The organism is Ruegeria sp. AL3 (assembly GCF_056536065.1).
The window spans coordinates 1689767-1712574 of sequence record NZ_JBQFJG010000001.1; the positions used below are offsets into that span (position 1 = coordinate 1689767).

Sequence of the window (22808 nt, forward strand, 5' to 3'; positions counted from 1 at the left end):
CATGCGGAACACTCTTGCCCTTATCCTGACCGTTGGTGCCGCCAGCCCCGCGCTGGCTGCAAGCGGCCCGTTCTTCTCGCTTGGCAATACCGACTTTGTCGTCCTTCTGGGCTTCATCGTCTTCATCGCGGTCCTGTTCTATTTCAAGGTACCCGGTATGATCGGCGGTGCGCTGGACAAACGTGCCGAAGGCATCAAATCCGAACTGGACGAAGCCCGTGCTCTGCATGAAGAAGCCCGCAGTTTGCTGGCCTCGTACGAGCGCAAGCAGCGTGAAGTTCAGGGGCAGGCCGATGCGATTGTCGCGGCAGCGAAGGAAGACGCGGCCTTGGCAGCAGAACAGGCGAAAGCTGACTTGGAAAAGTCGATCGAACGTCGTCTGGCCGCAGCTCAGGACCAGATCGCTTCGGCCGAAGCGTCTGCACTGAAGGAAGTGCGTGATCAGGCCGTTTCGGTTGCGGTTTCGGCGGCCAGCTCGGTTCTGGCAAAGCAAATGACCGCAGCGCAGGCCAACAAGCTGATCGATGCATCGATTGCAGATGTGGATGCCAAGCTGCACTGACGGGTGACCCCGACAGACACGTGATACAGACGACCCGAGAGCTTTTGGCTGTCGGGTCTTTTGTTTTTGCCGTGCTTCTGTTTCTGTTGTTTGGAACACTCCGAATCCTACGACCTGCCGGGGATCAGGTTGATAGGAGCGCCCTGATGGGGCGTGAAAACAACAGGGAAAGACATGCGGTGTCAGGCAACGCAGTTTCGATGAATATTGTCGGCGTCGTCCGAAATGGCGGGTCGGCGCTGATCGACACGATCAACAGGATCGAAAACCTGTCTGCGCAGTTGCACCGGTTCACCGTCACCATTGCCACGAACGACAACACGGACGGTACGGATCAGGTGTTGTCCGACTATGCGGGGCAAAACAGGCATGTCGATATCCTGCGACTGGATGGTCTTGCGTCAGAATTGCCAAACCGGGTCGAGCGTATCACGGCGACCAGAAATGCAGTTCTCAAAAAACTCGAGGATCAGGACAGGGATCTGGAGTTGACGCTGGTGTTGGATCTGGATGGGCCGAATACCTGCCTGGATGCTCAGGCGGTTCTGACAGCAGCACAGCGGGTCGCCCCGTTGTGGGAGGGCGTTTTCGCCAACCCCAAACCAGCATATGATGATATCCACGCCCTGCGTTGTTCGGGTTGGTGTGATGAGGACGTATGGCAACGCATTCAAAGCACGCGCAGGCCGCTGTTCGGGCGTCGCAAATGGCGCCGGTCTGTCATGAAGTCCGCTGTTTTTGACCGCCAGTTCCACATTCCTGCCGATACGCCCCTAATCCCGGTCGACAGCGCATTCGGCGGTGCCGGGTTGTACAAATCCCGCGCGCTGCGAGGGTTGCGCTATTCTTGCCGGGACGAAAAAGGCCAACAGGTGTGCGAACATGTAATGCTGCACAAACATCTGAGAGATCGCGGCGCAAGGCTGTTCATCGACCCGGCGCTGACGACACTGGCCGCTGAGGACCGTTTGGGAGAAGGCAGCGGCGCGCCGTTCCCCCGACATCTGCTGCCAGCCGCGTCGGGCGCTGCCTAGTCCCGGCCTTGCCCTGCCTAGTCTGCAAAATCGGGGCCGCGCTCAGCCCCGCCCGGTTTCGTGTTGCAGCCTTTGTTGCGCAATAGCTTCGTTTCGATCGGCCTTTTGCTGGTCCGCCATACAGCGTTCCACAAAATCCAAATGGCGTTCGATTGCATTTCGGGCGGCCAGGGGATCACGCTCTTGCAGCGCCGCATTGATGGCGCGGTGCTGGTCCAGGATAGCCTCGCGGGTGGCGCGCTGACGGAACATGGTCTGACGGTTGTAGAACACCCCCTGCACCAGAAGGTCATACATCGACCGCATCATGTGCAGCATCACCACATTGTGGCTGGCTTCGATGATGGCCATGTGGAATTCGGCGTCCAGCTGCGCCTCGTCATTCGCAGCGTTTCGGTTGTGGGCCGCCTGCATCTTGTCAAAGATCGCCTGAACGACCTTCAGGTCGCTGTCTGATCCCAGGCGCGCGGCTCGTTCCGCCGCCAGCCCTTCCATGTCACGGCGAAAGGACAGGTAATCGAATACAGCTTCTTCATGGCTGCCGAACAGACGGATCAGTGCCGGTGAAAAGGCAGAGCCCAGAACCTCGGCCACATAGATCCCGGATCCGGCTTTCGCAGTCAAAAGCCCCTGTTCCTGAAGGTCAGAAATTGCATCTCGCAGGGACGGGCGCGAAACGCCCATGCGCTCTGCCAACTCCCGCTCGGATGGCAGGCGCTCGCCGGGGCGCAGGATGCCTCGCAGGATCAAAAGCTCGATCTGGCGAACAACTGCGAGCGACAGCTTTTCCGTCTGAACTTTGTGAAATGGCATCTCATCTTCCGAAAGTGGTCAACTCATTTGACCATGGACGCCGGTACTGTTCAAGAATCCCCGGTCGCATCTGCTGATTAATTAGGTCAGCAATGTTGACTTTAATGGGGGAGAGCTTAGGCTGCACCGAATTGAGATCGGAGGAGCCTCATGTCCCAACACCCTTTGTTTGCCACCCGGGCCTCGCGAATGAAAGCGTCAGAGATCCGCGAATTGCTGAAGCTGCTCGACCAACCCGGCATCATTTCCTTTGCCGGTGGGATTCCTGATCCCGCATTGTTTCCCGCCGATGCGTTTGCACAGGCGTTTCAGCAGGCTCTGGGGCCGGATTTTCAAGCGCAGGCGCTGCAATATTCGGTCAGCGAAGGCTATGTCCCATTGCGGCAGTGGCTGGCGCATCACATGCGCGAAATCGGGGTGTCCTGTGACATCGACAACATCCTGATCACCTCGGGGTCGCAGCAGGCGCTGGACTATCTGGGCAAGCTGTTCCTGTCCCCCGGCGACACGGCCCTGGTCGGGTGGCCCACTTATCTGGGTGCGCTGGCGGCATTCAACGCCTACGAGCCGCGCTTTGATCGGCTCAATGGCAATCAGGGGGCCAAGGAATACAAGGCCGCAGCGGGCGAAGGCGCAGTGAAATTTGCCTATCTGTCGGCGGATTTTGCGAACCCGACAGGAGAAACCGTGGACTTGCAGGGCAGAGAGGCGTTGCTGGATCTGGCCGAGGAACTGGATTGCGCGTTGATAGAGGACGGAGCCTATCAGGCTCTGCGCTATGACGGGGACCCGATCCCCCCCATACTGTCATTGGAGCAGGCCCGCAAAGGGTCAATCGAGGACTGTCGGACGATCTATTGCGGCAGTTTCTCGAAAACGCTGTCGCCGGGTTTGCGCATGGGGTGGGTGGTTGCGGCCAAGCCAGTCATTTCCCAGATGGTGCTGCTGAAACAGGCAGCGGACCTTCATTCCGCGACCATCAACCAGATGGCCGTGCATCACGTGGCGCAGGCCTGTTTCGACACCCATATTCCGAAAGTACGAAACGTCTATCGCGCCCGTCGTGATGTGATGCTGAACGCGATGGAACAGCATATGCCTGACGGGGTGGATTGGACACGTCCCGAAGGGGGGATGTTCATCTGGGTCACGTTGCCCGAGGGGATGGTTGGCTCTGACCTGCTGGCGCGTGCGCTGGACACCGTCAAAGTAGCATTTGTTCCGGGGCAGGCGTTCTTCCCGGATGGCAGCGGGGCAAACACGATCCGTCTCAGTTTTTCGAATTCTGACGAGGCGACAATCCGCGAAGGTATTCGCCGGCTGGGAGAGGTGCTGCGGGCCTGATGTTCGGAAAGGTTCTGTTAACCAAAATGCTGCAACTCTGCGGCATGATCCGGTTTCTCGCACCTCTCTTGCTGGCCGCCTGCGCCGCCGGGACCCCGCATTTCCGCGACGTTCCTGCCACGCGCGTGGCTGTGAATGGCAGTGTGTTCGACGTTCGTGTGCGCGGCGACCTGGCCGAGGCTGTGCGGATCAACGCGCAATACGCCCCTCGGCTGGGCCCGGTCCGGGATCGCGCCGCTTTGGCGATGGCGCAGGTTTCGGGATGTCCGATCCTGGACGTGCTGGGGGACGCAGCCGTGACCGTTGGGGTTTTGGGGTGTGACCGCGATGCGGGTGAGCGGCTTTTGCTGACGGCCGTCTCGACCCCCAATTACGAATGCATCGACTTTGGTCTTTATGAAAACGTCGGTGGGGAAAACGGGTATCAGGTCTTTGAATGCACCCCATATTGAGATGCGCGCGTTCTTGCGTATTTCGGCAAGATGTTGTGGATAACTCGGGCTGATATCCCATATCCTGCGCAACTCCGTTGACTCGGACCCCATCCCTTGCGCAGACTTCCAATGCACAGGAATCATGGGACACGCAGCCATTGCGTTTCAGCAAGCTCAAACTGACCGGCTTCAAAAGCTTTGTTGATCCGACCGATTTGATCATCGCGGACGGGTTGACCGGTGTGGTGGGCCCGAATGGTTGCGGCAAATCCAACCTTCTGGAAGCTTTGCGTTGGGTGATGGGCGAAAACCGCCCCAAATCCATGCGCGGTGGCGCGATGGAAGACGTGATCTTTGCCGGGGCCGCCACGCGACCCGCGCGCAACTTTGCCGAAGTTGTCCTGACCATGGACAACTCGGAACGTCTGGCACCGTCAGGGTTCAACGACAGCGATCAACTCGAAATCGTTCGCCGCATCACCCGCGATGTGGGCAGCGCCTACAAGACCAACGGCAAGGATGTGCGCGCGCGCGATGTGCAGATGTTGTTTGCGGATGCTTCGACCGGTGCGCATTCGCCCGCTTTGGTCGGGCAGAACCGCATTGCCGAACTGATCAACGCCAAGCCGCGTGCCCGTCGGCGCATTCTGGAAGAGGCCGCCGGGATCTCGGGCCTGTATCAGCGTCGCCATGAGGCTGAGCTCAAGCTGAAAGGCACCGAAGCCAACCTGACCCGCGTCGATGACGTGCTGGAGCAGTTGGGCGGACAACTGGCCCAGCTTGCGCGTCAGGCCCGTCAGGCGGCCCGCTATCGTGAAATTGGCGAACAGCTGCGTCAGGCTGAGGGGATGCTGCTTTATCGACGTTGGAAAGAGGCCGACATGGCCCGCCAGCAGGCCGAAGAAAAACTCCGTGAGCGGATCACCGAAGCCTCCCGTGCCGAGGTCGAAGCCCGCGCCGCCGCCGCAAAACGTGCCGAGATCGAGGAAACCCTGCCGCCGCTGCGCGAGGAGGAGGCCATTGCCGCCGCCGTGCTGCAACGCCAGCAGGTGCAGCGCGATCAATTGTCCGATCAGGAAACCCGCGCCCGTCAAACGATCGAGACGCTGACCAACCGGATTCAGCAGCTGGCCAACGATATCGAACGCGAAGCCGGTCTGAACCGCGATGCGGGACAAATGATTGAACGGCTGGAATGGGAAGCGCGCGAATTGGCCAAGGCAGCAGAAGGTCACGATGAGAAAGTGGCCGAAGCGGCGGAAATCGCCCGCGAGGCAGCCTCGATCTTACAGGAACGCGAAGACCACCTGTCGCAGCAAACCGAGGATATGGCCCGTCTTGTCGCCCGGCACCAGTCCGCCCAGCGTCTGGTCGAAGACAGTCGCAAGACACTGGCCCGATCCGAGAGTGAAGAAGAAGAAGCCCGGAAAGCCGTGGACGAGGCCAAGACGGCCCTGATCCGCGCCAGCGAGGCGTTTGAAGACGCCCAATCGGGCGAAGAAGAAGCCCGTGAAGCGGTGGAAGCCGCCGAAGAGGCGCTTGCCGCGGCGGATGAACTGCGCAACGAAACGCAAGCGCGCGAAGCCGAGGCCCGGGCAAGACGGTCCGAGGCAGAAGGCGAGTTGGGCGCGATCCGGGCCGAAACCACGGCGCTGGCCAAGCTGGTGGAGCGCGACACGGCGGAAGGCGGTCAGGTGCTGGACCTGCTGCGCGTCGAACCCGGCTATGAAAAGGCTTTGGGTGCTGCTCTGGCCGACGATCTTCGCGCGCCGCTGGTCGAGGGTGACGGGCCATCTGGCTGGGTGCAGGTGGCTGGATATGACAGCGACCAGCCATTGCCTGAAGGGGCCGAGCCTCTGGCGCTTCATGTATCGGGCCCCGATCGTCTCAGCCGACGCATTGCGCAGATCGGGTTGGTGGATGCGGATCAGGGCGGACGGTTGCAGGCATCTCTGAAGCCTGGCCAGCGGCTCGTGTCCCGCTCGGGCGACCTTTGGCGCTGGGACGGGTTCCGTGCCTGGGCCGAAGACGCGCCAAGTGCTGCTGCTCTGCGGTTGGAGCAGCTCAACAGGCTGGAAGCACTGAAACAGGACCTTGCCCGTGCCGAAGCACAGGCTGACGGTGCCCGGGCCGCGCATGAGGCGCTGTCTCAGCAATTGGCGGACGTGACCGAAGCAGACCGGCGCGCGCGTGAGGCCCGCCGTGCTGCTGATCAGCGCATGGCCGAAACCGCGCGCGCACTGTCGCGGGCCGAGGCCGACCGCAATCTGGCCCAGGGCAAGCTGGAGACCCTGACCCTCGCCGTTGACCGCCACAAGGACGACGCCATGGCCGCCCGCGCGCAACTGCGCGAGGCCGAAGCGGCTTTGGCCGGTCTGGGTGATCTGGACAGTGCCCGCGCGCAGGTCGAAGACATCAAGCAGACGGTCGAGGCGGCGCGGATCACCATGCTGACCCACCGCTCGACCCATGACGAGCTGCGCCGTGAGGGGGACGCCCGCACGCGTCGCACCCAGGAGGTCGCGAAAGATCTCAGCGGGTGGCGCCACCGTTTGGAAACGGCTGAAAAGCGGATTTCCGAACTTGCCGAGCGCAAGGAAAGTTCGGAAGAAGAGCTGACGGAGGCCATGGCCGTGCCCGGCGAAATCGCCGAGGCGCGTGAGGAGCTGAACGAACAGATCGAAGCCGCCGAAGTACGGCGCGCCGAAGCCGCCGACAAATTGGCCGAAGCCGAGGCTATGCACCGTGAAATCGTTCTGGCCGAACGGGAGGCCGAGCGTCTGGCATCAGAAGCGCGCGAAAGCCGTGCCGCGGCCGAGGCGCGTTGTGACGCGGCCAAGGAAAGTGTTGTCGCGGCGGCCGAACGGATTGCCGAGGATCAGCAACTGACCCCAAACCAATTGCTGAACCAGCTGGACGTGAACCCCGACCAGATGCCAGCTGCGGACGTTCTGGAATCCGAAGTGAACCGTCACAAACGTCAGCGCGACGCGATGGGGGCCGTGAACCTGAGGGCCGAGGAAGACAGCAAGGAAGTTCAGGAAGAATTCGATACGCTCAGCAGCGAAAAAGCCGATCTGGAAGAGGCAATCAAGGCGCTGCGCAGCGGGATCGCCAGCCTCAACCGCGAAGGGCGCGAGCGGTTGCTGACTGCGTTTGAACAGGTGAATTCAAACTTTGCGATGCTGTTCAAGCATCTATTTGGGGGTGGCGAGGCCAATCTTGTGATGGTCGAAAGTGACGACCCGCTGGATGCGGGCCTTGAGATCATGTGCCAGCCGCCTGGCAAGAAACTGTCGACTCTCAGCCTGCTGTCGGGCGGAGAACAGACCCTGACGGCGACCGCGCTGATTTTCGGCGTCTTCCTTGCCAATCCAGCTCCGATCTGCGTGCTGGACGAGGTTGATGCGCCTCTAGATGATGCAAACGTGACGCGTTTCTGTGATCTGCTGGACGAGATGTGCCGCCAAACTGACACGCGGTTCCTGATAATCACTCACCATGCGGTGACGATGGCGCGCATGGATCGCCTGTTCGGTGTCACCATGCAGGAACAGGGCGTCAGCCAGCTGGTTTCGGTCGATCTGAAGAAGGCCGAACAGATGGTCGCCTGACCGCTCACTGCAAATTTATGACGATTGCGGCTTTATCGCGCTAACCTGAGCGCATGACGCGCTTTCTGATCCCCGCCCTCATCGCCGCCGGCCCTGTCTTTGCAGCCGACTGGCCCGTCAAAACCGGGGATACGCCCCTTACAGCCGCAGAGCTTGATGCTTTGGCGGGGCAGACGCTGACCTTTTTCGACGACGGACAGGCCAAATTCTCGGCCGGGGGCGCCTATTCCTATACATATGCAAGCGGAGATTCTGCCTTTGGAACTTACGCGATTGCCGATGATGGCAGCGTGTGCATCGCTTACCGCAATGGGTTCAGCCGATGCGATTTGTACGTACGCAACGGGGACAGGTTGATCCTGATTGACGAAAAAGGCGATCGGTATCCGGTGCGTAGTAAGTGAAATTGATCTGAGATTCTTGCAGTTTCTGTGCATTTGATAGGGGAAATCCGAAAAATCAGATAATGTATGGGAGAAAATCTGATAACCAAGGTGGTATTGTCCCGAAAATTTTCACTGACGGACGGAGACAGGCAATGTGCCGATTCTTGGCTTGGGTTGGGCGGCAGCGATACCTGGACGAACTGGTCCTTGAGCAAGAACAATCGCTTGTCATTCAAAGCCGAAATGCATTGATCGGAAAAACGCCGATAAACGCGGATGGGTTCGGTCTGGCATGGTATTCTGATCGTGATACGCCGTGTTTTTACAAGGACACCCATCCGGCGTGGTCCGATGCCAATCTGAAGCAATTGGCGCATCACACGAAATCCCGGCTGTTTCTGGCCCATGTACGGGCCTCGACCGGTACGGCGACCTCGCGCAACAACTGTCACCCCTTTGGCGTCGGCAGGTGGAGTTTCATGCATAACGGTCAGGCCGGGGGTCATGAAGGAATCCGGCAAGAGCTTGATGCCATGATCCCGGCGCATCTGTACCAGCATCGTATGGGCGCAACCGAGAGCGAGGCGATCTTTCTCATCGCTCATGGCGAAGGGCTGGACACCGATCCTGTGGGTGCAATGGCCCGTGCGGTCGGTCGGGTCGAAGCCCTTTCCAGGCGCCGCGGAGCATCACCCTATCTTCGGTTTGCCGCCTGCTGGTCGGACGGCAAACGGGTTTTTGCGGCCCGTTATGCCTCGGATCGGTTTGCCCCCAGCTTGCACTACAAGGCCTGCAAAGACGGTATCATCATTTCGTCCGAGCCATTGGATGCCAACAACGAGGGATGGCTCGAGATACAGCCCAACACGGCAATCGAAACCGAGGGTGCCACGGTGACGACGCACGCCTTTGCGCCCTGTGTTCCGCAGCAACGGGAATGGGTCGCGTAAGCGTGGTTGCCGCCTAAAGCCGGTTTAGCAGATCCACTGTCGGCCATGCATCGGCCGGCAGGCCAAGCCGCTTCTGTTCCGCCTGCACGGCCGCCCGCGTGCCAGCGCCCAGGATCCCGTCGACCTTGCCAACGTCATACCCCTTGGCCTGAAGCTTGCTTTGCAGCTGCTTCATCTGTGCACCGTTCAGACCCTGTGCGGGATTGCCGGCATCATAGATCTGTGCCCCTTCCAGACGTGTCCCGAAATAGGCGGCGGTCAATACATAAACAAAGCTCTGGTTCCATTCGAAATAGACGTCGAAATTCGGATAGGCCAGAAAGGCCGGGCCCTGGTGCCCCTGGGGCAGGATCAGCGAGGCAGGCAGGTTTGCCAGCGACCCGCTGCGTGCCTGAACGCCCATGGCCTGCCAATCGGCCACCGACCGGGGCTTGCCGGGGCCGGACAGCGACCAGTCCATCTGCGCGGGCACAGTGACCTCTTGCAGCCACGGTTTGCCTGCGCGCCAGCCCAGATGCGATAGCATCTTGGCGCCAGACATCAGTGCATCGGGGGCCGAGGTTTTCAGGCGGACATGCCCGTCGCCGTCACCATCGACACCGTTTTCAAGAATGTCCTGCGGCAGCATCTGGACCATACCGATTTCGCCGGCCCATGCGCCCGTTGTGCGGGCCGGGTCGAAATCACCATTCTGATAAAGTTCGATGGCAGCGAAGATTTGAGGGCGGAACAGGTCGGGGCGACGGCAGTCATGGGCCAACGTCACCAGTGCATTGCGGGTGTTGAAGTCGCCCTGAAATGATCCGTAATCGGTTTCGAACGCCCAGAAGGCCAGCAACACCCCGCGTGAGATTCCGTATTGCTTTTCGATCCGGTCAAACACCGCGTCGTATTTGCGCGACATCGCCTGCCCGCGTTCGATCCGGTTTTGCGAAATCAGACGACGGGAAAACTCGATAAAGGGTTTCTGAAACACCCCTTGCGCCCGATCGGCCTTCAGCACGGCGCTGTCCTGCTGCACGCCTTTGAAAAACGCGTTAACGGTGGATTTGTCAAAGCCTTGCTGCGTGGCCTCGGCCTTTAGCCCTTTGACAAAGGAATTGAAGCCGCCACCACATTGGGCCAGGGCAGGTTGGGCAAACAGGGTGGCGGCGATCAGGCCGGAAAGAAAACGCATGACAAATGTCCGTCAGTAAATCAGGTCGATCCCAACCGACACCGACACGAGCCCAAGCGCAAGCCCCCAAACACGCCACAACATGCGACATGCGCGGAAAATGTCCAAGGCTCCGATTTCGCGCTGAGCATTGCCATTGACCCATGCCAGATCCCGCACCTTGCCGTCATAGCTGCGCGGCCCGGCCAGGGCGACGTTCAAGGCGCGGGCCATGGCGGCCTCGGGCCAGCCCGCGTTGGGCGAGATGTGACGGTGCGCATCAGCCAAGATTTCGCGCCAGCGCGACCACTGGCCCGACAGCGCCACGATCATCACGCAGGTCAGGCGGGCCGGGATCAGGTTCATCAGGTCATCGAACCGGGCCGAAGCCCAGCCGAACGAGCGGTACGTTTCATTGCGATACCCGATCATGCTGTCGGCCGTGTTCACCGCCTTGTAGACCAGCAGCCCCGGCAACCCGGCAATCAGAAACCATAAAGCAGGCGCGATGACGCCGTCGCTGAGGTTTTCAGCGGCGCTTTCGATGGCCGAGCGTGCCACCTGTGCCTCGGTCATGTCCTGTGTATCGCGTGAGACGATCATGGCCACCCGTGCCCGCCCCTCTGACAGCGAGGCCATCAGCCCTTCGCCCACGGCGCGCACATGGGTGACCAACGATTTTTGCGCCAACAGGATCGCGCAGACCAGGATTTCAATCACCGGCCCCAACAGGGACAAACCCCAGCCAAGCGCCCCTGCGCCGCAAACCAGCAGGACAAGCACACCCACCCCTTTTGAACGGCGCAGGGCCCCGTGGTTCAAGCGTGTATCCAGCCAGCCGATCAGGTTGCCGATCATCACCGCCGGATGCCTGATGCGCGACCAGAGCCAGTCGGGTTCCCCCAGTGCTGCGTCCAGACACATGGCACAGACCAGCATCAGGCCAGGGCTCACAGGGCGGCCTCCAACCTGTTCCATCCATCCTCGGGCGGGAGCCCAAGGCGCAGATAGGTTTCAGAATAGGGGAAGATGCGGCTCCAGATGTGGGACCGTGCCAGACGACCTTGCCAATGGGCGGCGTTGTCGACCTGATAAAGTCGGAACAGGCTGGTGCCGCCGATCACTTTGGCCCCTTTTCTCGTGACCAGCGCATCCAGCCTTGAGGCCTCGTCAGCCAGACGCGCATGCGTGGCTTCCGCCCAACGGTTGTCCATCAAAGCCTGTGTGCCGATCCGCAAGGCCGGACCGGATACCGACCAAGGGCCGGTCAGATCGTTCAACCGGCTGATCATATCCGGCCGTCCGATGGCAAACCCCAGCCTTACCCCGGCCAGCCCCCAGAATTTGCCAAAACTCTTCAGCACGATCACGCCGGGGCGGTCTGCCAGATGGATCAGGGACTTGTCAGGCATGACGTCGCAAAAGCTTTCGTCAATCACGGTAAGTGGTGCCGATACGTCGCTTTCCTGCCAGATACGCCCGTCCGGGTTGTTTGGATGTACGATCACGCGGGCGTCGCTGGGCCCGTCTTGCCGTACCTTCCACCCCTGCGCCGAAAAGGCGGCGGCATGTTCGTTATAGGTGGGCGGCGTGATCTGTACCGTACCCGTCGCGGCCAGAGCCGGCAGACGCGCGATGATCGCCGACGCTCCGGGCGCGGGCAGGATCGCGGCACGCTGCGGCACGTTCCAGAACCGGCGCGCGGCATCGCTGAGCCGTTCGAACGCCCCGTGATCCGGCAATTCGGCCCAATCCCCGGCCGACAGGCCAGACACGGGATAGGCATGGGGATTGATGCCGGTGGACAGGTCGATCCAGTCGGTGCGTTGCCCACCATATTTGACAATCGCCTTGTCCAACCCGCCGCCGTGGTCACGAACCGCGCGTGGATTCAGACTTTCATCGAATGTGCTCATCTGCTCTCTCTGCGAGAAATTACCGCTTTTGGACCGCTTCAAGCGGATTTTCGCCTCTTACACAAGCAAATCCGCCTGTTCACGGGCCTGTGGGGCTGCTGTTAACACTTTGTTAAGGAAATAACGAGATCACGGACCATGGGGGTCGGCACCACTCACCATACCAAGTGCCGAGGTTGTTGCAAATGAAAGTTCTGATTGTTGAGAGTAATCCCGACCTTGGTCGGGTCTGGAAAAGGCATCTGGAACGGCAGGGCGCCGAGGTCACGCTGGTCGAGACGCAGGAAGCCGCCATTCTGGCGCTGTACGGCACGGATTTCGAAATCATCGTGCTGGATCTGGTTCTGGAAACTGGCAGTGCACTGGCTGTGGCCGATTTCGCAAGCTATCGCCGCCCCCAGGCGCGGGTGATCTTTGTCACCAACACCACCTTCTTCTCGGATGGATCGATATTTGCCCACAGCCCGAACGCCTGTGCTTATGTGCAAAGCGAAACACCGCCAGAGGATCTGGCGGCGATGGTCGAGCATTACGCAGCAGGGCGCTGATCGCGGCGGTGCGGTTCTGTGTAATCCAGCACCGGGTTTACCGGAATGATCCGGTGCGGATTGATGCTGTCATGGCTGTAGTGATAGTGGCGCACGATATGGTTCATGTTCACCGTGGGCGCCACGCCGGGCCATTGGTACAGTTCACGCGTATAGGCCCATAGGTTCGGGTAATCGATCAGGCGCTGCTTGTTGCATTTGAAGTGCAGATGATAGACCGGATCAAAGCGGATCAGCGTCGTAAACAGCCGCCAGTCAGCCTCGGTAATCCGATCCCCCATCAGGTAACGGTTCCGGGCCAGACGATCTTCCAGCCAGTCCAGCGTGTCAAACAACGGGCCCACGGCGGCGTCATAGGCCGCTTGCGAAGTGGCAAAGCCGGACTTGTAGACGCCGTTGTTGACGTCTGTATAGATGCGCGCGTTGACCTCTTCGATTTCATCGCGCATCGCTTCGGGCCAGTAGTCATCGGTATTGCCGGTGACCCCGTCGAAGGCCGAATTGAACATGCGGATGATTTCCGAGCTTTCGTTCGACACAATGGTTTCCTGCCGCTTGTCCCACAGGATCGGCACGGTCACGCGCCCCGAATAGGCTGGATCGGCTTTGGTATAGATCTGGTGCGCAAAACCCAGCCCGTAAAGGTCATCTCCCGTCGCGCCGTGAGCGTCTGTTTCAAAGGTCCAACCCTGATTCAGCATGTCCGGATGCACGACCGACACCGAGATCAGATCGCTCAGCCCTTTCAACTCGCGAAAAATCAGCGTGCGATGGGCCCAGGGGCAGGCATAGCTGACGTAAAGGTGATAGCGCCCGGGTTCTGCTTTGAACCCGCCTTTGCCTGATGGCCCCGCCTCGCCGTCAGCTGTCAACCAATTGCGAAACTGCGCTGCGCTGCGCTTGAATGCACCGCCCGTGGATTTGGTATCATACCAGGTATCGTGCCATTTTCCGTCGACCAGCAGGCCCATGTCTTTTCCTCCGCATGTGCGTTTCGAAAAACATAGGGCCAGGGCTTGCATCTTCCTATGCGAGCGCCCGCGCAAATGCTCTGCATCCGCGCACAGTCGAGTTCGGGATTTCTGTGCAACAAACCTCGGCTGGATCGTGTTTCTGTGACGTGGTTCACTGGATTTTTACAACTTATCCCGCACAATAGAAGTCATTCACGGGGGAACGGATTAATGAGTACCTATGTTTCAAAGGAAATACGCGCCGAGTTGGACGCGGCCCGAATCGCCACATTGAAAAAAGCCAGCCGTTTACGGGTGGAGATGGGCGACAATACCTACAAAATACTCAAATTGTGGAAAGACGGTTTTACGGTTGAGGCGGAAACCACGCCGCGCCTGCGCGGGCTTGTCGATATCTTTGACGGGGCCAACCACCTCTATCAATGCCTCATCGTCGCGGATGAGGATGAAGGCGGTGAGATGCGGTATGAATTCAAACGCAGCACGGCCGCCCATGACAGCGCGCCGCTTGATTTTTACCGCGCGCCCGATGCGCCGATCGCCCTGCTGGGGCGTGACGACTAGGGGCGAATTTCAACTGGTATTCCGATTTGGCTGAGGGTTGGGTCGATGCCAAAGGCCAGCGATGCCAGCCTAAAGACAGGCACGCGCGGCCCAAAGCGGCCTCAACCAAGGCAACCGGCACCTGTGAAAACAGGGCAGGGCTTTCAAGCCCCGGCCGGCACGTACTTATTGCAGATCCCCGAAGGCTTGTTTCAGCCGCAGGCAAGCTTCCTCGACCCGCGCCCGTTGAGTGGCGAGGTTGAACCGTTCAAACGTTTCTCCTCCAGTGCCGAAACCCGGACCTGACGATGTGGCGATCCGCGCGTCCTCGCGCAATCGGCGGACAAATTCAGCGTGATCCATGCCGGTGCCCGAGAAATCGACCCAGGCCAGATAGGTCGCCTGCAAGGGCATCGACCAGAGCCCCGGAATCTCGGTGATGGTCTGATCGAACAGACGCCTGTTTCCCTCCAGATGCGCGATCTGGGCATCTACCCATTCGGCCCCTTCGGGGCTGTAGGCGGCGGTGATCATCGCCACGCCCAACGCGCCGGGATCGTAATCCAATGTTTGCAGCCGTTGCTTCATGGCCGCGCGCAGTTTGGGATCGGGAATGATCATGTTGCCGGTCCGCTGCCCGGCAATGTTGAAGGTCTTCGACGCCGCAGTCAGCGTCACGGTCCACGGGCGTGCATCCGGGGCCGCCACGTCCATCGGCACAAATTTGGCGCCGGGATAGACCAGATCGTGGTGAATCTCGTCCGATACCAGGATCAAACCGTTCCGTTCGGCAAACGCAGCAACGGCCTGCAACTCGTCGGGCGTCCAGACACGACCCGACGGGTTTTGCGGCGAACACCACAGCAGCATCTTCTCGGACCCGTCCAACCGGGACTGGGCGTCGTCCAGATCCAGGCCGTAACTTTCCCCGTCCCGCACCAAAGGGCATTCCACGACCCGGCGGCCGGATTTGTTCACCTTGTGGGCAAACTCATGGTAAACGGGGGTAAAGATCACGATGCCATCACCGGGATCGGTCCAGACATCCAGCGACAGGGCGATTGCATTGCCCAAGCCCTGGGTGGTCAGAATCCAATCCGTGTCGATTTCCCAATCGTGGCGGGTTTTCATCCACCATTGAACCGAGGCCAGATAGTCCGGGTGCATCCATGAATAGCCGAACACGCCGTGATCTGCGGCTTTGCGCACGGCCTCGATCACGCAGGGTGCCGTTTTGTAATCGGAATCGGCCGTCCACATGGCCAGACCGTCCTCGGGCGAGACGCCATACAGCATCTCCATCTTGTCCCATTTTGAACTGTTGGTGCCCCGGCGGTCGATCAGGTCGTTGAAAGTCATGTCTGCTCCATTTTCTCGACCGAAAGCTAACCGCAAATCGGGCAGGTGCAAGGGGGGCGTTGCGGCGCGGGGCGGGATGGCCTAAATCAGCCTCATGAAACGCACTATCCTGATCCATCCCGATCCCCGCCTGAAAAAGGTCTGCGCGCCCGTATCCGACCTGACGGACGAGCTGCGCACGCTGGCTGACGACATGCTGGAAACCATGTATGACGCGCCCGGGATTGGCCTTGCCGCCCCGCAGATCGGTGTGCTGGAACGGTTGATCGTGCTGGATTGCATCAAGGAAGAAGGCGAGACCCCGCGCCCGCTGATCATGTTCAACCCCGAGGTCATCGCCTCTTCCGAGGAAACCAATGTATACGAAGAAGGATGCCTGTCGATCCCGGATCAATATGCCGAAGTGACCCGCCCCAAGGTGGTCGATGTCACCTGGATGGACGAGAAGGGAAACCTGCGACAGGAGACGTTCGACGGTCTTTGGGCCACTTGCGTGCAGCATGAAATCGACCATCTGAACGGCAAGCTGTTCATCGATTACCTCAAACCGCTGAAACGGCAGATGATTACCCGCAAGATGCAAAAGCTCAAACGTGAACGGGCGCGCGCATGACCGTCCGCACCTGTCTGCCCTGGCCTGACAAACGCTTGCGCACAAAGGCGGATGAGGTGACTGAAATCACCGATGACATTCGCCGGATTTGGCAGGACATGATCGACACGATGGAGGCCATGCCCGGTGTCGGTCTGGCCGCGCCGCAGATCGGAGTGATGTTGCGTCTGGCCGTGGTCGATGGGTCGGCCGAGCGGGGCAAGGCCGTGCGTCTGGCGAACCCGGAAATCCTGCACAGCTCGATCGAACTGCGTGAACATGAAGAAGCCAGTCCGAACCTGCCGGGCGTGTCGGCCAAGGTAAAACGCCCGCGCGCGGTGACTGTCAAATTCCTGAACGAGCAGGGCGTGGTGGACCGTCGCGATTTTGTCGGCATCGAGGCCACCAGTGTCCAGCACCAGATCGACCATCTGAATGGCCGGATGTATTTTGACCGGCTCAGCAAGGTCAAACGCGACATGCTGCTGCGCAAAGCCAAGAAACAGGGGTAAAGATGCGCGTTGTTTTCATGGGAACCCCGGACTTCTCGGTGCCGGTTCTGGATGCGCTGGTCGAGGCCGGGCATGAGATCGCCGCCGTCTATTGCCAACCCCCGCGCCCGGCGGGGCGGGGCAAGAAGGATCGCCCGACACCGGTTCACGCGCGGGCCCTGGCGCTGGGTCTGGACGTGCGTCACCCAACCTCGCTGAAACCGGCCGAGGAGCAGGACAGTTTTGCGGCACTGAACGCGGATGTGGCGGTGGTTGTGGCTTATGGGCTGATCCTGCCCCAGCCCATCCTCGATGCGCCGGCTCATGGCTGCCTGAACATTCATGCCAGCCTGCTGCCGCGCTGGCGCGGGGCGGCTCCGATCCACCGCGCGATCATGGCGGGCGATGCGCAAACTGGCGTCTGTATCATGCAAATGGAGGCGGGCCTTGATACCGGCCCCGTTCTGTTGCGGCAGGCCACCGATATCGGGCCCGAGGAAACCACTGCGAAACTGCATGACCGGCTCTCGGCGATGGGCGCGGCCTTGATCGTTGAGGCGTTGGCAAAGCTGCCCGGCCTGACCCCTGATCCGCAGCCCGAGATTGGTGTCACCTATGCCGCCAAGATCGACAAGTCCGAGGCCCGCGTGGACTGGTCGCGCCCCGCTGTCGAGGTCGATCGGCAGATCCGCGGCCTGTCGCCCTTTCCCGGGGCCTGGACCGAGATCGACGGCAACCGGATAAAGCTCCTCGCCTCGCGTCTGGCCGAAGGGCAGGGCGCACCGGGCGAGGTTCTGAATGACGATCTGTATGTGGCCTGCGGGCAGGGCGCCATAGAACTGCTGCGCTTGCAAAGGGCGGGCAAAGGCGCGCAGGATAGGGAAACCTTCCTGCGGGGCTGGCCAATCCCGGTCGGCACCCGGATGTCTTCGGAGTAAAGCCATATGTTCATGGTGATGATGGGCACTGTCGTGATTGCCGGGATCGTCGGGTATCTGTCCGAACAGACCGGTTTCACCCATAACGGCTATTTGCAATCCATCATCATCTGTGTGGGCGGGGCGTTCCTGTTCTATTTCGTCCGCATCATGTTCGGCATCAGCTTTGGTCCTCCGGGGCTTGATGCGGTGATTTCCTCTGTTGGCGCCCTGATCATCGTGCCGACCCACTGGAGGAAATGACATGCCAATCGTCGCCCTGATCATCATCGGTGCAGCTGCCGGATTTCTGGCCACCCGCCTGATGCGGATCGAGGCCGACATCCCGACGACCATGCTGATCGGTATTGTCGGGGCCCTGATCGGAGGGATGCTGCTGCGGTTTCTTGTAACCGTTATGGGGTGGCTGTCTGGTTTTGTCGGGGCGGTTCTGGGTGCATTGCTGGTGATCTGGATCTGGCAGACCTACCTGCGCCGGTAACCCCTTGACCCGGCGCCATTCCTCCATCCAGATCACATTCAAGTAAAAAGGGGAGTGATGATGCCGTACGAACTGAAGCCGGGTGATGTCGCTTTGATGGGCATTCCTCTGGATCTGCATTCCTCGTTCCTGCAAGGGCCGGCATTCGCCCCTGGACGCATCCGCGAGGCGCTGCATTCCGGCGCGGCCAACCTGACCGCCGAGGATGGCACCGATCTGGGTGCAAGCGCCCAATTCCGGGATAGCGGCGATCTGGATGTTTTTGAGATGCGCGGGCAGGAACCGATAGACCGGATCGAGGCCGAAGCGGCGAAACGGATCGCAACCGGCGCGCGCCTGTTGTCGCTGGGCGGCGACCATTCCGTGGCCTATCCGCTGATCAAGGCCCATGCAGACCGGTACGAAGGCCTGAACATCCTGCATATCGACAGCCACCCGGATCTGTACGACACGCAGGATATCGGACCGCTCGGCCATGGCTGCCCCCTTGCCCGGGTGATGGAGACCTGTCCGGTCAAGCGTCTGGTGCAGGTCGGCATCCGCACCATGAACGCCCATCAGCGCGAACAGGCCGACAGGTTCGGCGTCGAGGTGATCGACATGCGCAACTGGAGCCCCGATTTGCAGATTGCCTTCGATGGCCCGGTTTACCTGTCACTGGACCTGGATGCGCTGGACCCGGCCTTTGCCCCCGGCGTCTCGCATCATGAACCCGGTGGGCTGAGCACGCGCGAGGTTGTCGACCTGATCCACCGGTTCAAAGGCCAGCTGGTCGGTGCGGATATCGTCGAGCTCAACCCGCATCGCGATCCCCATGGCATGACGGCGATGGTGGCCGCGAAGTTCGTCAAGGAAATCGGCGCGCGCTTGTTGAACGGCTAGTTTACCTTTCGTCGCACTCCGTCGCAGACCCAAGCGCCGGAGCACCTCTGGTGGTCAAACCGAAACGGTTCGCTTCGGTGGCGTTCATCCAGTGCATACTGTCGGCCGGGGCAGCGAACAGGGTGTACCAGTAAAACTCCTCATCCACGCCGATGTCTTTGAAATAGTCCAGATATCGATCATGTTCGGGGTCGTCCTCGGGCAAGTCGGTGGCCACCAGACCCGACCCGGCCCAGCTGTGGACACCGACACAGGCCCCCGGTTGCAGCACGCGGCGGTTTCCGGCCAGAAACAGATCGGTACCCCCGCTGGCAACCAGACCGTTCGAGGGCACGACGGTGTCGAACCCGGCCCTGTGCACTTCACGGGCGAAGATGACACTGGCGTCATCGTCAACAGATCCTTCAATGTAGTGCAGAACCAGAGTGCGGGCTTCGGGGTTTTGGGCTTTCACTTCCTCAAAGGCAGACAGCGTCGTCTCGTCAATCGTGCCCGAGGCGATGATCTGGTCGCCCTGCGCAACAAAACTGACGGGGGTGTAATACGCGCCGCATGAGGCGAGCAGGGCCAGGCAGGCTGTGATGGATGCAAGTCTGAATGTCACGTTGGCCTCCGGGCTGTGCTTCCAAAAGGGGTATCAGCATGCCGCTTTGGCGTCCACTGTCGGGCTCAGTTGCGCGGCGGGCGGCTTTTGTAGACCGGCAATTGCCAGCCAAACGTCAACGATCCGGCGCGCAACGCCCAGCACACCAGGGCGCAGAGACCCAGGGAAAACGCAGGCGCCGCCCCCAACCCGGAAGCCAGCACCGCAGTCAGAGCACCTGTAAAGGCGCAGGACACATAAAGCTCGCCCTGTTTCAGCACCAGCGGTACTTCGTTGCAGACCACGTCACGCATCAGCCCGCCCAGGCATCCGGTGGTCACACCCATCAAAACGACAATGACGCCGGACTGATCCAGCGACAGCGCCGCGCCGGTTCCGGCCGCGACAGCCACCGACAGTGCAAAACTGTCCAGCCAGACCAGCCAGTTATAACGGCTTTCCACCAGATGTGCTGTAAAGAACACCAGGACCGAAGCCGCGACTGCGATCAGGATGTAATCCGGCTGCCCGACCCAAAAGATCGGGTGACGGTCCAGCAAAAGGTCTCGTACAGTGCCGCCCCCGACGGCAGTCAGGCAGGCCATGAAGGCAAATCCCACCAGATCCAGCTGGGCACGGCTGGCCACCAGCGCCCCCGTCAACGCGAAGATCAGAACCGAGGCATAGTCCAGCAGCGTCAGCGCGGTCACGCCTGTGCCTTTTTCGGTTTGAACGGCGCCATTCCGGCCCGGGCCAGCTCATCAGCTTTTTCATTCTCGGGGTGGCCTGCGTGGCCCTTGACCCATTCCCATGTCACATCATGCCGTTCCTGCGCCCAGTCCAGACGCTGCCAAAGATCGACATTCTTGACCGGTTTCTTGTTCGAGGTTTTCCAGCCGTTGCGTTTCCAACCGAAAATCCAGCCAGTGACGCCGTTCTTCACATAGGCACTGTCGGTGACGACGGTTATCTTCGACGGTCGCTCCAGCGCTTCAAGGGCGCTGATGGCGGCCAGCAACTCCATCCGGTTGTTGGTCGTCTCGGCTTCGCCCCCGTTCAGCTCACGCTCTTTCAGAACGCTGTCCCCGTCCATCGCGCGCAACAGCACGCCCCAGCCTCCGGGGCCGGGGTTTCCGGAACAGGCACCGTCTGTATAGGCAAACAATTCAGGCATGGGCGAACACCAGGATATATCCGTCATACGATCCGGCCAGGCCTTTGCCCATGCCATGGACTGCGCGGTCAATCGTGAACCCGGCCTTGTTCAAGGCGCCCTCGATCTCGGCCTCCGTGTAATAGGAATAATAACGATCCAGATCATCCCGATGTTCACCAGTGCCCAGCTTCATCCCCAGAAACAGCTGTCCACCGGGTTTCAGAGCCCTGTGGATCGCTTGCAGATGGCGCTGGAAATCAGCGCGCGGCGCGTGCAGCAGGGAAAAGCTGGCGTAAACACCGTCATATTCGGCTGTCTCGGTGACGTCATCGAACGTACCCAGATAAGCATCCACACCGTTTTCCCGCGCATGTTCGACAAAGGCCGGCGTGGCATCCAGCGCGCGAACCTTCAGCCCCTGACGCATCAGGAACCCGCTGTCCGATCCCGGCCCGGACCCCAAATCCAGCACATAGCCGCCTGCGCCGACTGCATCAGCAAAAGCCTGTCGGGCCTCAAGCTGCTCGGGCGGCAGAGGGATCTTCAGATATTCCGCCACCCTGTTGGTATAAGCGGTGATCGTACGTTCATCGGTCACAGATAGACTCCGACTGCAAGACTGGCCAATACGACCGCGGTCAGCAGGATGCGCAACCGCATCCACCAGACCGGTGTCAGGCGCCAGTAGGAAAACAGGGCATCCAGCAACAACAGGCCAGCGAACCCATACATCAGATTGGTGCCCGCATTCACCGGCCCACCACCTGTCATGGCAAAGGCCCAAAGCGCGGGCAGAACCGACAACAGATAACACAGGGCCGCCTTGCTGCCCGATGTCTTGGTGGCAAAACCCCAAAGTACACCGGACATGAAGCTGAGGATGACTGATCCATAGAACAGTTGCACATAAGGGCCCACGAAACGCGGGCCAAAGGTTTGCGCGCCCCAGGCATTCAGATCGCCATTCAGATAGGTCAGGGCGCCCCAGACAAACGGAATCAGTCCCGCCAGCCCCAGATAGAGAGGCGCTTTCGGCACTCCGTTCACGCCGGTTGCCTCAACACGCGGGGGACTTTGAACTCGACGTTTTCAACGGCGGTTTCGACCGGCTCGACGGTGACATCATAATGCGCGCTGAACGCTTCGATCACCTCGTTTACCAGAACCTCCGGGGCCGACGCGCCTGCGGTGACAGCCACGGTCGAGATACCCTCGAGCGCGCGCCAGTCAATCTCGGTGGCGCGCTGGACCAGCTGCGCGTACTGACACCCCTCGCGCGAGGCAACCTCGACCAGACGGCGCGAGTTCGATGAGTTCGGCGCGCCCACTACCAGCAAGGCATCCGCCTTGGGGGCCACGGCTTTCACCGCTTCCTGCCGGTTGGTGGTGGCGTAACAGATATCTTCCTTGTGCGGTCCGACAATGGCCGGGAACCGGGCCTGAAGGGCGGCGATGATATCCTTGGTGTCATCGACCGAAAGGGTGGTTTGGGTGACAAAGGCCAGCTTATCCGGGTCACGCACCTGCACCGTGGCAACGTCGTCCACGGTCTCGACCAGCAGCACATCGCCCTCGGGCAGCTGCCCCATGGTGCCCACGGTTTCGGGATGGCCTTTATGGCCGATCATGATCATCTGCAACCCCGCGTCCGCGTGGCGCTGCGCCTCGACATGCACCTTGGAAACCAGAGGACAGGTGGCGTCCACATAGATCATCTCGCGCTGGGCAGCCTCGGCGGGAACGGATTTCGGCACCCCGTGGGCGGAAAAGATCACCGGGCGGTCATCGGGGCATTCCTGCAATTCTTCGACAAACACAGCCCCTTTGGCGCGAAGGCCATCGACCACGAATTTGTTGTGCACGATCTCGTGGCGCACATAGACCGGTGGTCCCCATTTCTGCAAAGCCATCTCAACGATTTTGATGGCACGGTCCACACCGGCGCAGAACCCGCGTGGGGCGGCAAGGTAAAGTGTCAGTGGCGGCTTTTTCATCAGGCTGTCTCCTTGTGGCACAGGTAAGTCTTTTCCCGGCCTTGGTCCAGACAGGACA

27 protein-coding genes are annotated in these 22808 nt (G+C 60.5%); 15 read left to right on the forward strand and 12 right to left on the reverse strand.

The genetic code is table 11. The features are described from left to right. The first annotated feature begins 1 nt into the window (after window position 1). Window positions 2-562 (forward strand): F0F1 ATP synthase subunit B, encoded by a 561-nt coding sequence (locus tag ACR3E6_RS08595; protein ID WP_152457049.1) that lies wholly within the window; start codon window positions 2-4, stop codon window positions 560-562. A 146-nt stretch (window positions 563-708) separates the two neighbouring features. Continuing rightward, window positions 709-1596: a hypothetical protein gene (locus tag ACR3E6_RS08600; RefSeq protein ID WP_480486715.1), complete on the forward strand. Its 888-nt coding sequence runs from the start codon at window positions 709-711 to the stop codon at window positions 1594-1596. 42 nt (window positions 1597-1638) lie between these two features. On the opposite strand, the gene ACR3E6_RS08605 is transcribed toward ACR3E6_RS08600, so the two are convergent. Beyond that, a complete protein-coding gene (locus ACR3E6_RS08605) occupies window positions 1639-2409 on the reverse strand; it encodes a FadR/GntR family transcriptional regulator (RefSeq protein WP_152457051.1) in 771 nt (256 codons plus the stop codon). 150 nt (window positions 2410-2559) lie between these two features. Between ACR3E6_RS08605 and ACR3E6_RS08610 the strand changes: the two genes are divergently transcribed. The 5 genes from ACR3E6_RS08610 (at window position 2560) to ACR3E6_RS08630 (ending at window position 9137) form a co-directional block, all read left to right on the forward strand. Beyond that, window positions 2560-3753, forward strand: coding sequence for an aminotransferase-like domain-containing protein (locus ACR3E6_RS08610; RefSeq protein ID WP_480486717.1), 1194 nt, complete (start codon window positions 2560-2562; stop codon window positions 3751-3753). 44 nt (window positions 3754-3797) lie between these two features. Further along, entirely contained in the window at window positions 3798-4205 is a 408-nt protein-coding gene (locus ACR3E6_RS08615; RefSeq protein ID WP_171120297.1) for a hypothetical protein, read from the forward strand. Between the two features lie 140 nt (window positions 4206-4345). Then, complete coding sequence (locus tag ACR3E6_RS08620; RefSeq protein ID WP_480486719.1) at window positions 4346-7801, forward strand: chromosome segregation SMC family protein; 3456 nt, start codon at window positions 4346-4348, stop codon at window positions 7799-7801. 53 nt (window positions 7802-7854) lie between these two features. After that, complete coding sequence (locus tag ACR3E6_RS08625; protein ID WP_171637600.1) at window positions 7855-8205, forward strand: hypothetical protein; 351 nt, start codon at window positions 7855-7857, stop codon at window positions 8203-8205. A 134-nt stretch (window positions 8206-8339) separates the two neighbouring features. Then, on the forward strand, window positions 8340-9137 hold the full coding sequence (locus ACR3E6_RS08630) for a class II glutamine amidotransferase (protein WP_171724841.1): 798 nt from the start codon (window positions 8340-8342) through the stop codon (window positions 9135-9137). Between the two features lie 13 nt (window positions 9138-9150). Here ACR3E6_RS08630 and ACR3E6_RS08635 read toward each other — a convergent pair whose 3' ends face one another. The 3 genes from ACR3E6_RS08635 to cobD are packed head-to-tail and all read right to left on the reverse strand — an operon-like array spanning window position 9151 to window position 12209. Further along, the gene (locus tag ACR3E6_RS08635) at window positions 9151-10314 is read right to left on the reverse strand and encodes a lytic murein transglycosylase (RefSeq protein ID WP_480486722.1); all 1164 of its coding nucleotides are present in this window, start codon (window positions 10312-10314) and stop codon (window positions 9151-9153) included. A 12-nt stretch (window positions 10315-10326) separates the two neighbouring features. After that, window positions 10327-11247 (reverse strand): adenosylcobinamide-phosphate synthase CbiB, encoded by a 921-nt coding sequence (gene cbiB / locus ACR3E6_RS08640; protein WP_480486724.1) that lies wholly within the window; start codon window positions 11245-11247, stop codon window positions 10327-10329. Beyond that, window positions 11244-12209 carry a threonine-phosphate decarboxylase CobD gene (gene cobD, locus ACR3E6_RS08645; protein WP_480486726.1) on the reverse strand — a complete coding sequence of 322 codons (966 nt, stop codon included), beginning with the start codon at window positions 12207-12209 and terminating at the stop codon, window positions 11244-11246. The genes cbiB and cobD overlap by 4 nt, the downstream gene beginning before the upstream one ends. A 185-nt stretch (window positions 12210-12394) precedes the next feature. Between cobD and ACR3E6_RS08650 the strand changes: the two genes are divergently transcribed. Next, window positions 12395-12757 carry a response regulator transcription factor gene (locus tag ACR3E6_RS08650; RefSeq protein WP_117869888.1) on the forward strand — a complete coding sequence of 121 codons (363 nt, stop codon included), beginning with the start codon at window positions 12395-12397 and terminating at the stop codon, window positions 12755-12757. Here ACR3E6_RS08650 and ACR3E6_RS08655 read toward each other — a convergent pair. Next, complete coding sequence (locus ACR3E6_RS08655; protein ID WP_480486728.1) at window positions 12739-13728, reverse strand: glutathione S-transferase family protein; 990 nt, start codon at window positions 13726-13728, stop codon at window positions 12739-12741. The genes ACR3E6_RS08650 and ACR3E6_RS08655 overlap by 19 nt on opposite strands. A gap of 213 nt (window positions 13729-13941) precedes the next feature. Between ACR3E6_RS08655 and ACR3E6_RS08660 the strand changes: the two genes are divergently transcribed. Continuing rightward, window positions 13942-14295 (forward strand): hypothetical protein, encoded by a 354-nt coding sequence (locus ACR3E6_RS08660; protein WP_171169191.1) that lies wholly within the window; start codon window positions 13942-13944, stop codon window positions 14293-14295. Between the two features lie 165 nt (window positions 14296-14460). Here ACR3E6_RS08660 and ACR3E6_RS08665 read toward each other — a convergent pair whose 3' ends face one another. Next, complete coding sequence (locus ACR3E6_RS08665; RefSeq protein WP_480486730.1) at window positions 14461-15633, reverse strand: MalY/PatB family protein; 1173 nt, start codon at window positions 15631-15633, stop codon at window positions 14461-14463. A 94-nt stretch (window positions 15634-15727) separates the two neighbouring features. Between ACR3E6_RS08665 and def (ACR3E6_RS08670) the strand changes: the two genes are divergently transcribed. The 6 genes from def (ACR3E6_RS08670) to speB are packed head-to-tail and all read left to right on the forward strand — an operon-like array spanning window position 15728 to window position 19017. After that, on the forward strand, window positions 15728-16246 hold the full coding sequence (gene def, locus ACR3E6_RS08670; protein ID WP_171637587.1) for a peptide deformylase: 519 nt from the start codon (window positions 15728-15730) through the stop codon (window positions 16244-16246). Next, window positions 16243-16737 carry a peptide deformylase gene (gene def / locus ACR3E6_RS08675; RefSeq protein WP_171120283.1) on the forward strand — a complete coding sequence of 165 codons (495 nt, stop codon included), beginning with the start codon at window positions 16243-16245 and terminating at the stop codon, window positions 16735-16737. Before def (ACR3E6_RS08670) ends, def (ACR3E6_RS08675) begins: the two co-directional genes overlap by 4 nt. 2 nt (window positions 16738-16739) lie before the next feature. Beyond that, a complete protein-coding gene (gene fmt / locus ACR3E6_RS08680; RefSeq protein WP_480486733.1) occupies window positions 16740-17654 on the forward strand; it encodes a methionyl-tRNA formyltransferase in 915 nt (304 codons plus the stop codon). 6 nt (window positions 17655-17660) lie between these two features. Further along, a complete protein-coding gene (locus ACR3E6_RS08685; RefSeq protein WP_170344822.1) occupies window positions 17661-17897 on the forward strand; it encodes a hypothetical protein in 237 nt (78 codons plus the stop codon). 1 nt (window position 17898) lies between these two features. Then, window positions 17899-18135, forward strand: coding sequence for a GlsB/YeaQ/YmgE family stress response membrane protein (locus ACR3E6_RS08690; RefSeq protein WP_152457067.1), 237 nt, complete (start codon window positions 17899-17901; stop codon window positions 18133-18135). Between the two features lie 60 nt (window positions 18136-18195). Continuing rightward, window positions 18196-19017 carry an agmatinase gene (gene speB, locus ACR3E6_RS08695; protein WP_480486735.1) on the forward strand — a complete coding sequence of 274 codons (822 nt, stop codon included), beginning with the start codon at window positions 18196-18198 and terminating at the stop codon, window positions 19015-19017. Between the two features lies 1 nt (window position 19018). On the opposite strand, the gene ACR3E6_RS08700 is transcribed toward speB, so the two are convergent. From ACR3E6_RS08700 to ispH, 6 genes are all read right to left on the reverse strand, one after another. Then, window positions 19019-19621, reverse strand: a complete 603-nt coding sequence (locus tag ACR3E6_RS08700) for a COG3904 family protein (protein WP_480486737.1) — start codon at window positions 19619-19621, stop codon at window positions 19019-19021. Window positions 19622-19686: 65 nt separating this feature from the next. Further along, window positions 19687-20310 (reverse strand): trimeric intracellular cation channel family protein, encoded by a 624-nt coding sequence (locus ACR3E6_RS08705; RefSeq protein WP_171169182.1) that lies wholly within the window; start codon window positions 20308-20310, stop codon window positions 19687-19689. Next, entirely contained in the window at window positions 20307-20774 is a 468-nt protein-coding gene (gene rnhA / locus ACR3E6_RS08710; RefSeq protein WP_480486739.1) for a ribonuclease HI, read from the reverse strand. The genes ACR3E6_RS08705 and rnhA overlap by 4 nt, the downstream gene beginning before the upstream one ends. Then, complete coding sequence (locus ACR3E6_RS08715; RefSeq protein ID WP_480486741.1) at window positions 20767-21354, reverse strand: class I SAM-dependent methyltransferase; 588 nt, start codon at window positions 21352-21354, stop codon at window positions 20767-20769. Before ACR3E6_RS08715 ends, rnhA begins: the two co-directional genes overlap by 8 nt. Next, window positions 21351-21803, reverse strand: a complete 453-nt coding sequence (locus ACR3E6_RS08720; protein ID WP_171169178.1) for a DUF3429 domain-containing protein — start codon at window positions 21801-21803, stop codon at window positions 21351-21353. The genes ACR3E6_RS08715 and ACR3E6_RS08720 overlap by 4 nt, the downstream gene beginning before the upstream one ends. After that, entirely contained in the window at window positions 21800-22750 is a 951-nt protein-coding gene (gene ispH, locus ACR3E6_RS08725; protein ID WP_152457074.1) for a 4-hydroxy-3-methylbut-2-enyl diphosphate reductase, read from the reverse strand. The genes ACR3E6_RS08720 and ispH overlap by 4 nt, the downstream gene beginning before the upstream one ends. Window positions 22751-22808 lie beyond the last annotated feature (58 nt).

Coding starts and splice junctions, on each gene's coding strand:
- ACR3E6_RS08595 (WP_152457049.1), top strand. CDS start 2: ATGCGGAACACTCTTGCCCTTATCCTGACCGTTGGTGCCGCCAGCCCC.
- ACR3E6_RS08600 (WP_480486715.1), top strand. CDS start 709: ATGGGGCGTGAAAACAACAGGGAAAGACATGCGGTGTCAGGCAACGCA.
- ACR3E6_RS08605 (WP_152457051.1), bottom strand. CDS start 2,409: ATGCCATTTCACAAAGTTCAGACGGAAAAGCTGTCGCTCGCAGTTGTT.
- ACR3E6_RS08610 (WP_480486717.1), top strand. CDS start 2,560: ATGTCCCAACACCCTTTGTTTGCCACCCGGGCCTCGCGAATGAAAGCG.
- ACR3E6_RS08615 (WP_171120297.1), top strand. CDS start 3,798: ATGATCCGGTTTCTCGCACCTCTCTTGCTGGCCGCCTGCGCCGCCGGG.
- ACR3E6_RS08625 (WP_171637600.1), top strand. CDS start 7,855: ATGACGCGCTTTCTGATCCCCGCCCTCATCGCCGCCGGCCCTGTCTTT.
- ACR3E6_RS08630 (WP_171724841.1), top strand. CDS start 8,340: ATGTGCCGATTCTTGGCTTGGGTTGGGCGGCAGCGATACCTGGACGAA.
- ACR3E6_RS08635 (WP_480486722.1), bottom strand. CDS start 10,314: ATGCGTTTTCTTTCCGGCCTGATCGCCGCCACCCTGTTTGCCCAACCT.
- cobD (WP_480486726.1), bottom strand. CDS start 12,209: ATGAGCACATTCGATGAAAGTCTGAATCCACGCGCGGTTCGTGACCAC.
- ACR3E6_RS08650 (WP_117869888.1), top strand. CDS start 12,395: ATGAAAGTTCTGATTGTTGAGAGTAATCCCGACCTTGGTCGGGTCTGG.
- ACR3E6_RS08655 (WP_480486728.1), bottom strand. CDS start 13,728: ATGGGCCTGCTGGTCGACGGAAAATGGCACGATACCTGGTATGATACC.
- ACR3E6_RS08660 (WP_171169191.1), top strand. CDS start 13,942: ATGAGTACCTATGTTTCAAAGGAAATACGCGCCGAGTTGGACGCGGCC.
- ACR3E6_RS08665 (WP_480486730.1), bottom strand. CDS start 15,633: ATGACTTTCAACGACCTGATCGACCGCCGGGGCACCAACAGTTCAAAA.
- def (WP_171637587.1), top strand. CDS start 15,728: ATGAAACGCACTATCCTGATCCATCCCGATCCCCGCCTGAAAAAGGTC.
- def (WP_171120283.1), top strand. CDS start 16,243: ATGACCGTCCGCACCTGTCTGCCCTGGCCTGACAAACGCTTGCGCACA.
- fmt (WP_480486733.1), top strand. CDS start 16,740: ATGCGCGTTGTTTTCATGGGAACCCCGGACTTCTCGGTGCCGGTTCTG.
- ACR3E6_RS08685 (WP_170344822.1), top strand. CDS start 17,661: ATGTTCATGGTGATGATGGGCACTGTCGTGATTGCCGGGATCGTCGGG.
- ACR3E6_RS08690 (WP_152457067.1), top strand. CDS start 17,899: ATGCCAATCGTCGCCCTGATCATCATCGGTGCAGCTGCCGGATTTCTG.
- speB (WP_480486735.1), top strand. CDS start 18,196: ATGCCGTACGAACTGAAGCCGGGTGATGTCGCTTTGATGGGCATTCCT.
- rnhA (WP_480486739.1), bottom strand. CDS start 20,774: ATGCCTGAATTGTTTGCCTATACAGACGGTGCCTGTTCCGGAAACCCC.
- ispH (WP_152457074.1), bottom strand. CDS start 22,750: ATGAAAAAGCCGCCACTGACACTTTACCTTGCCGCCCCACGCGGGTTC.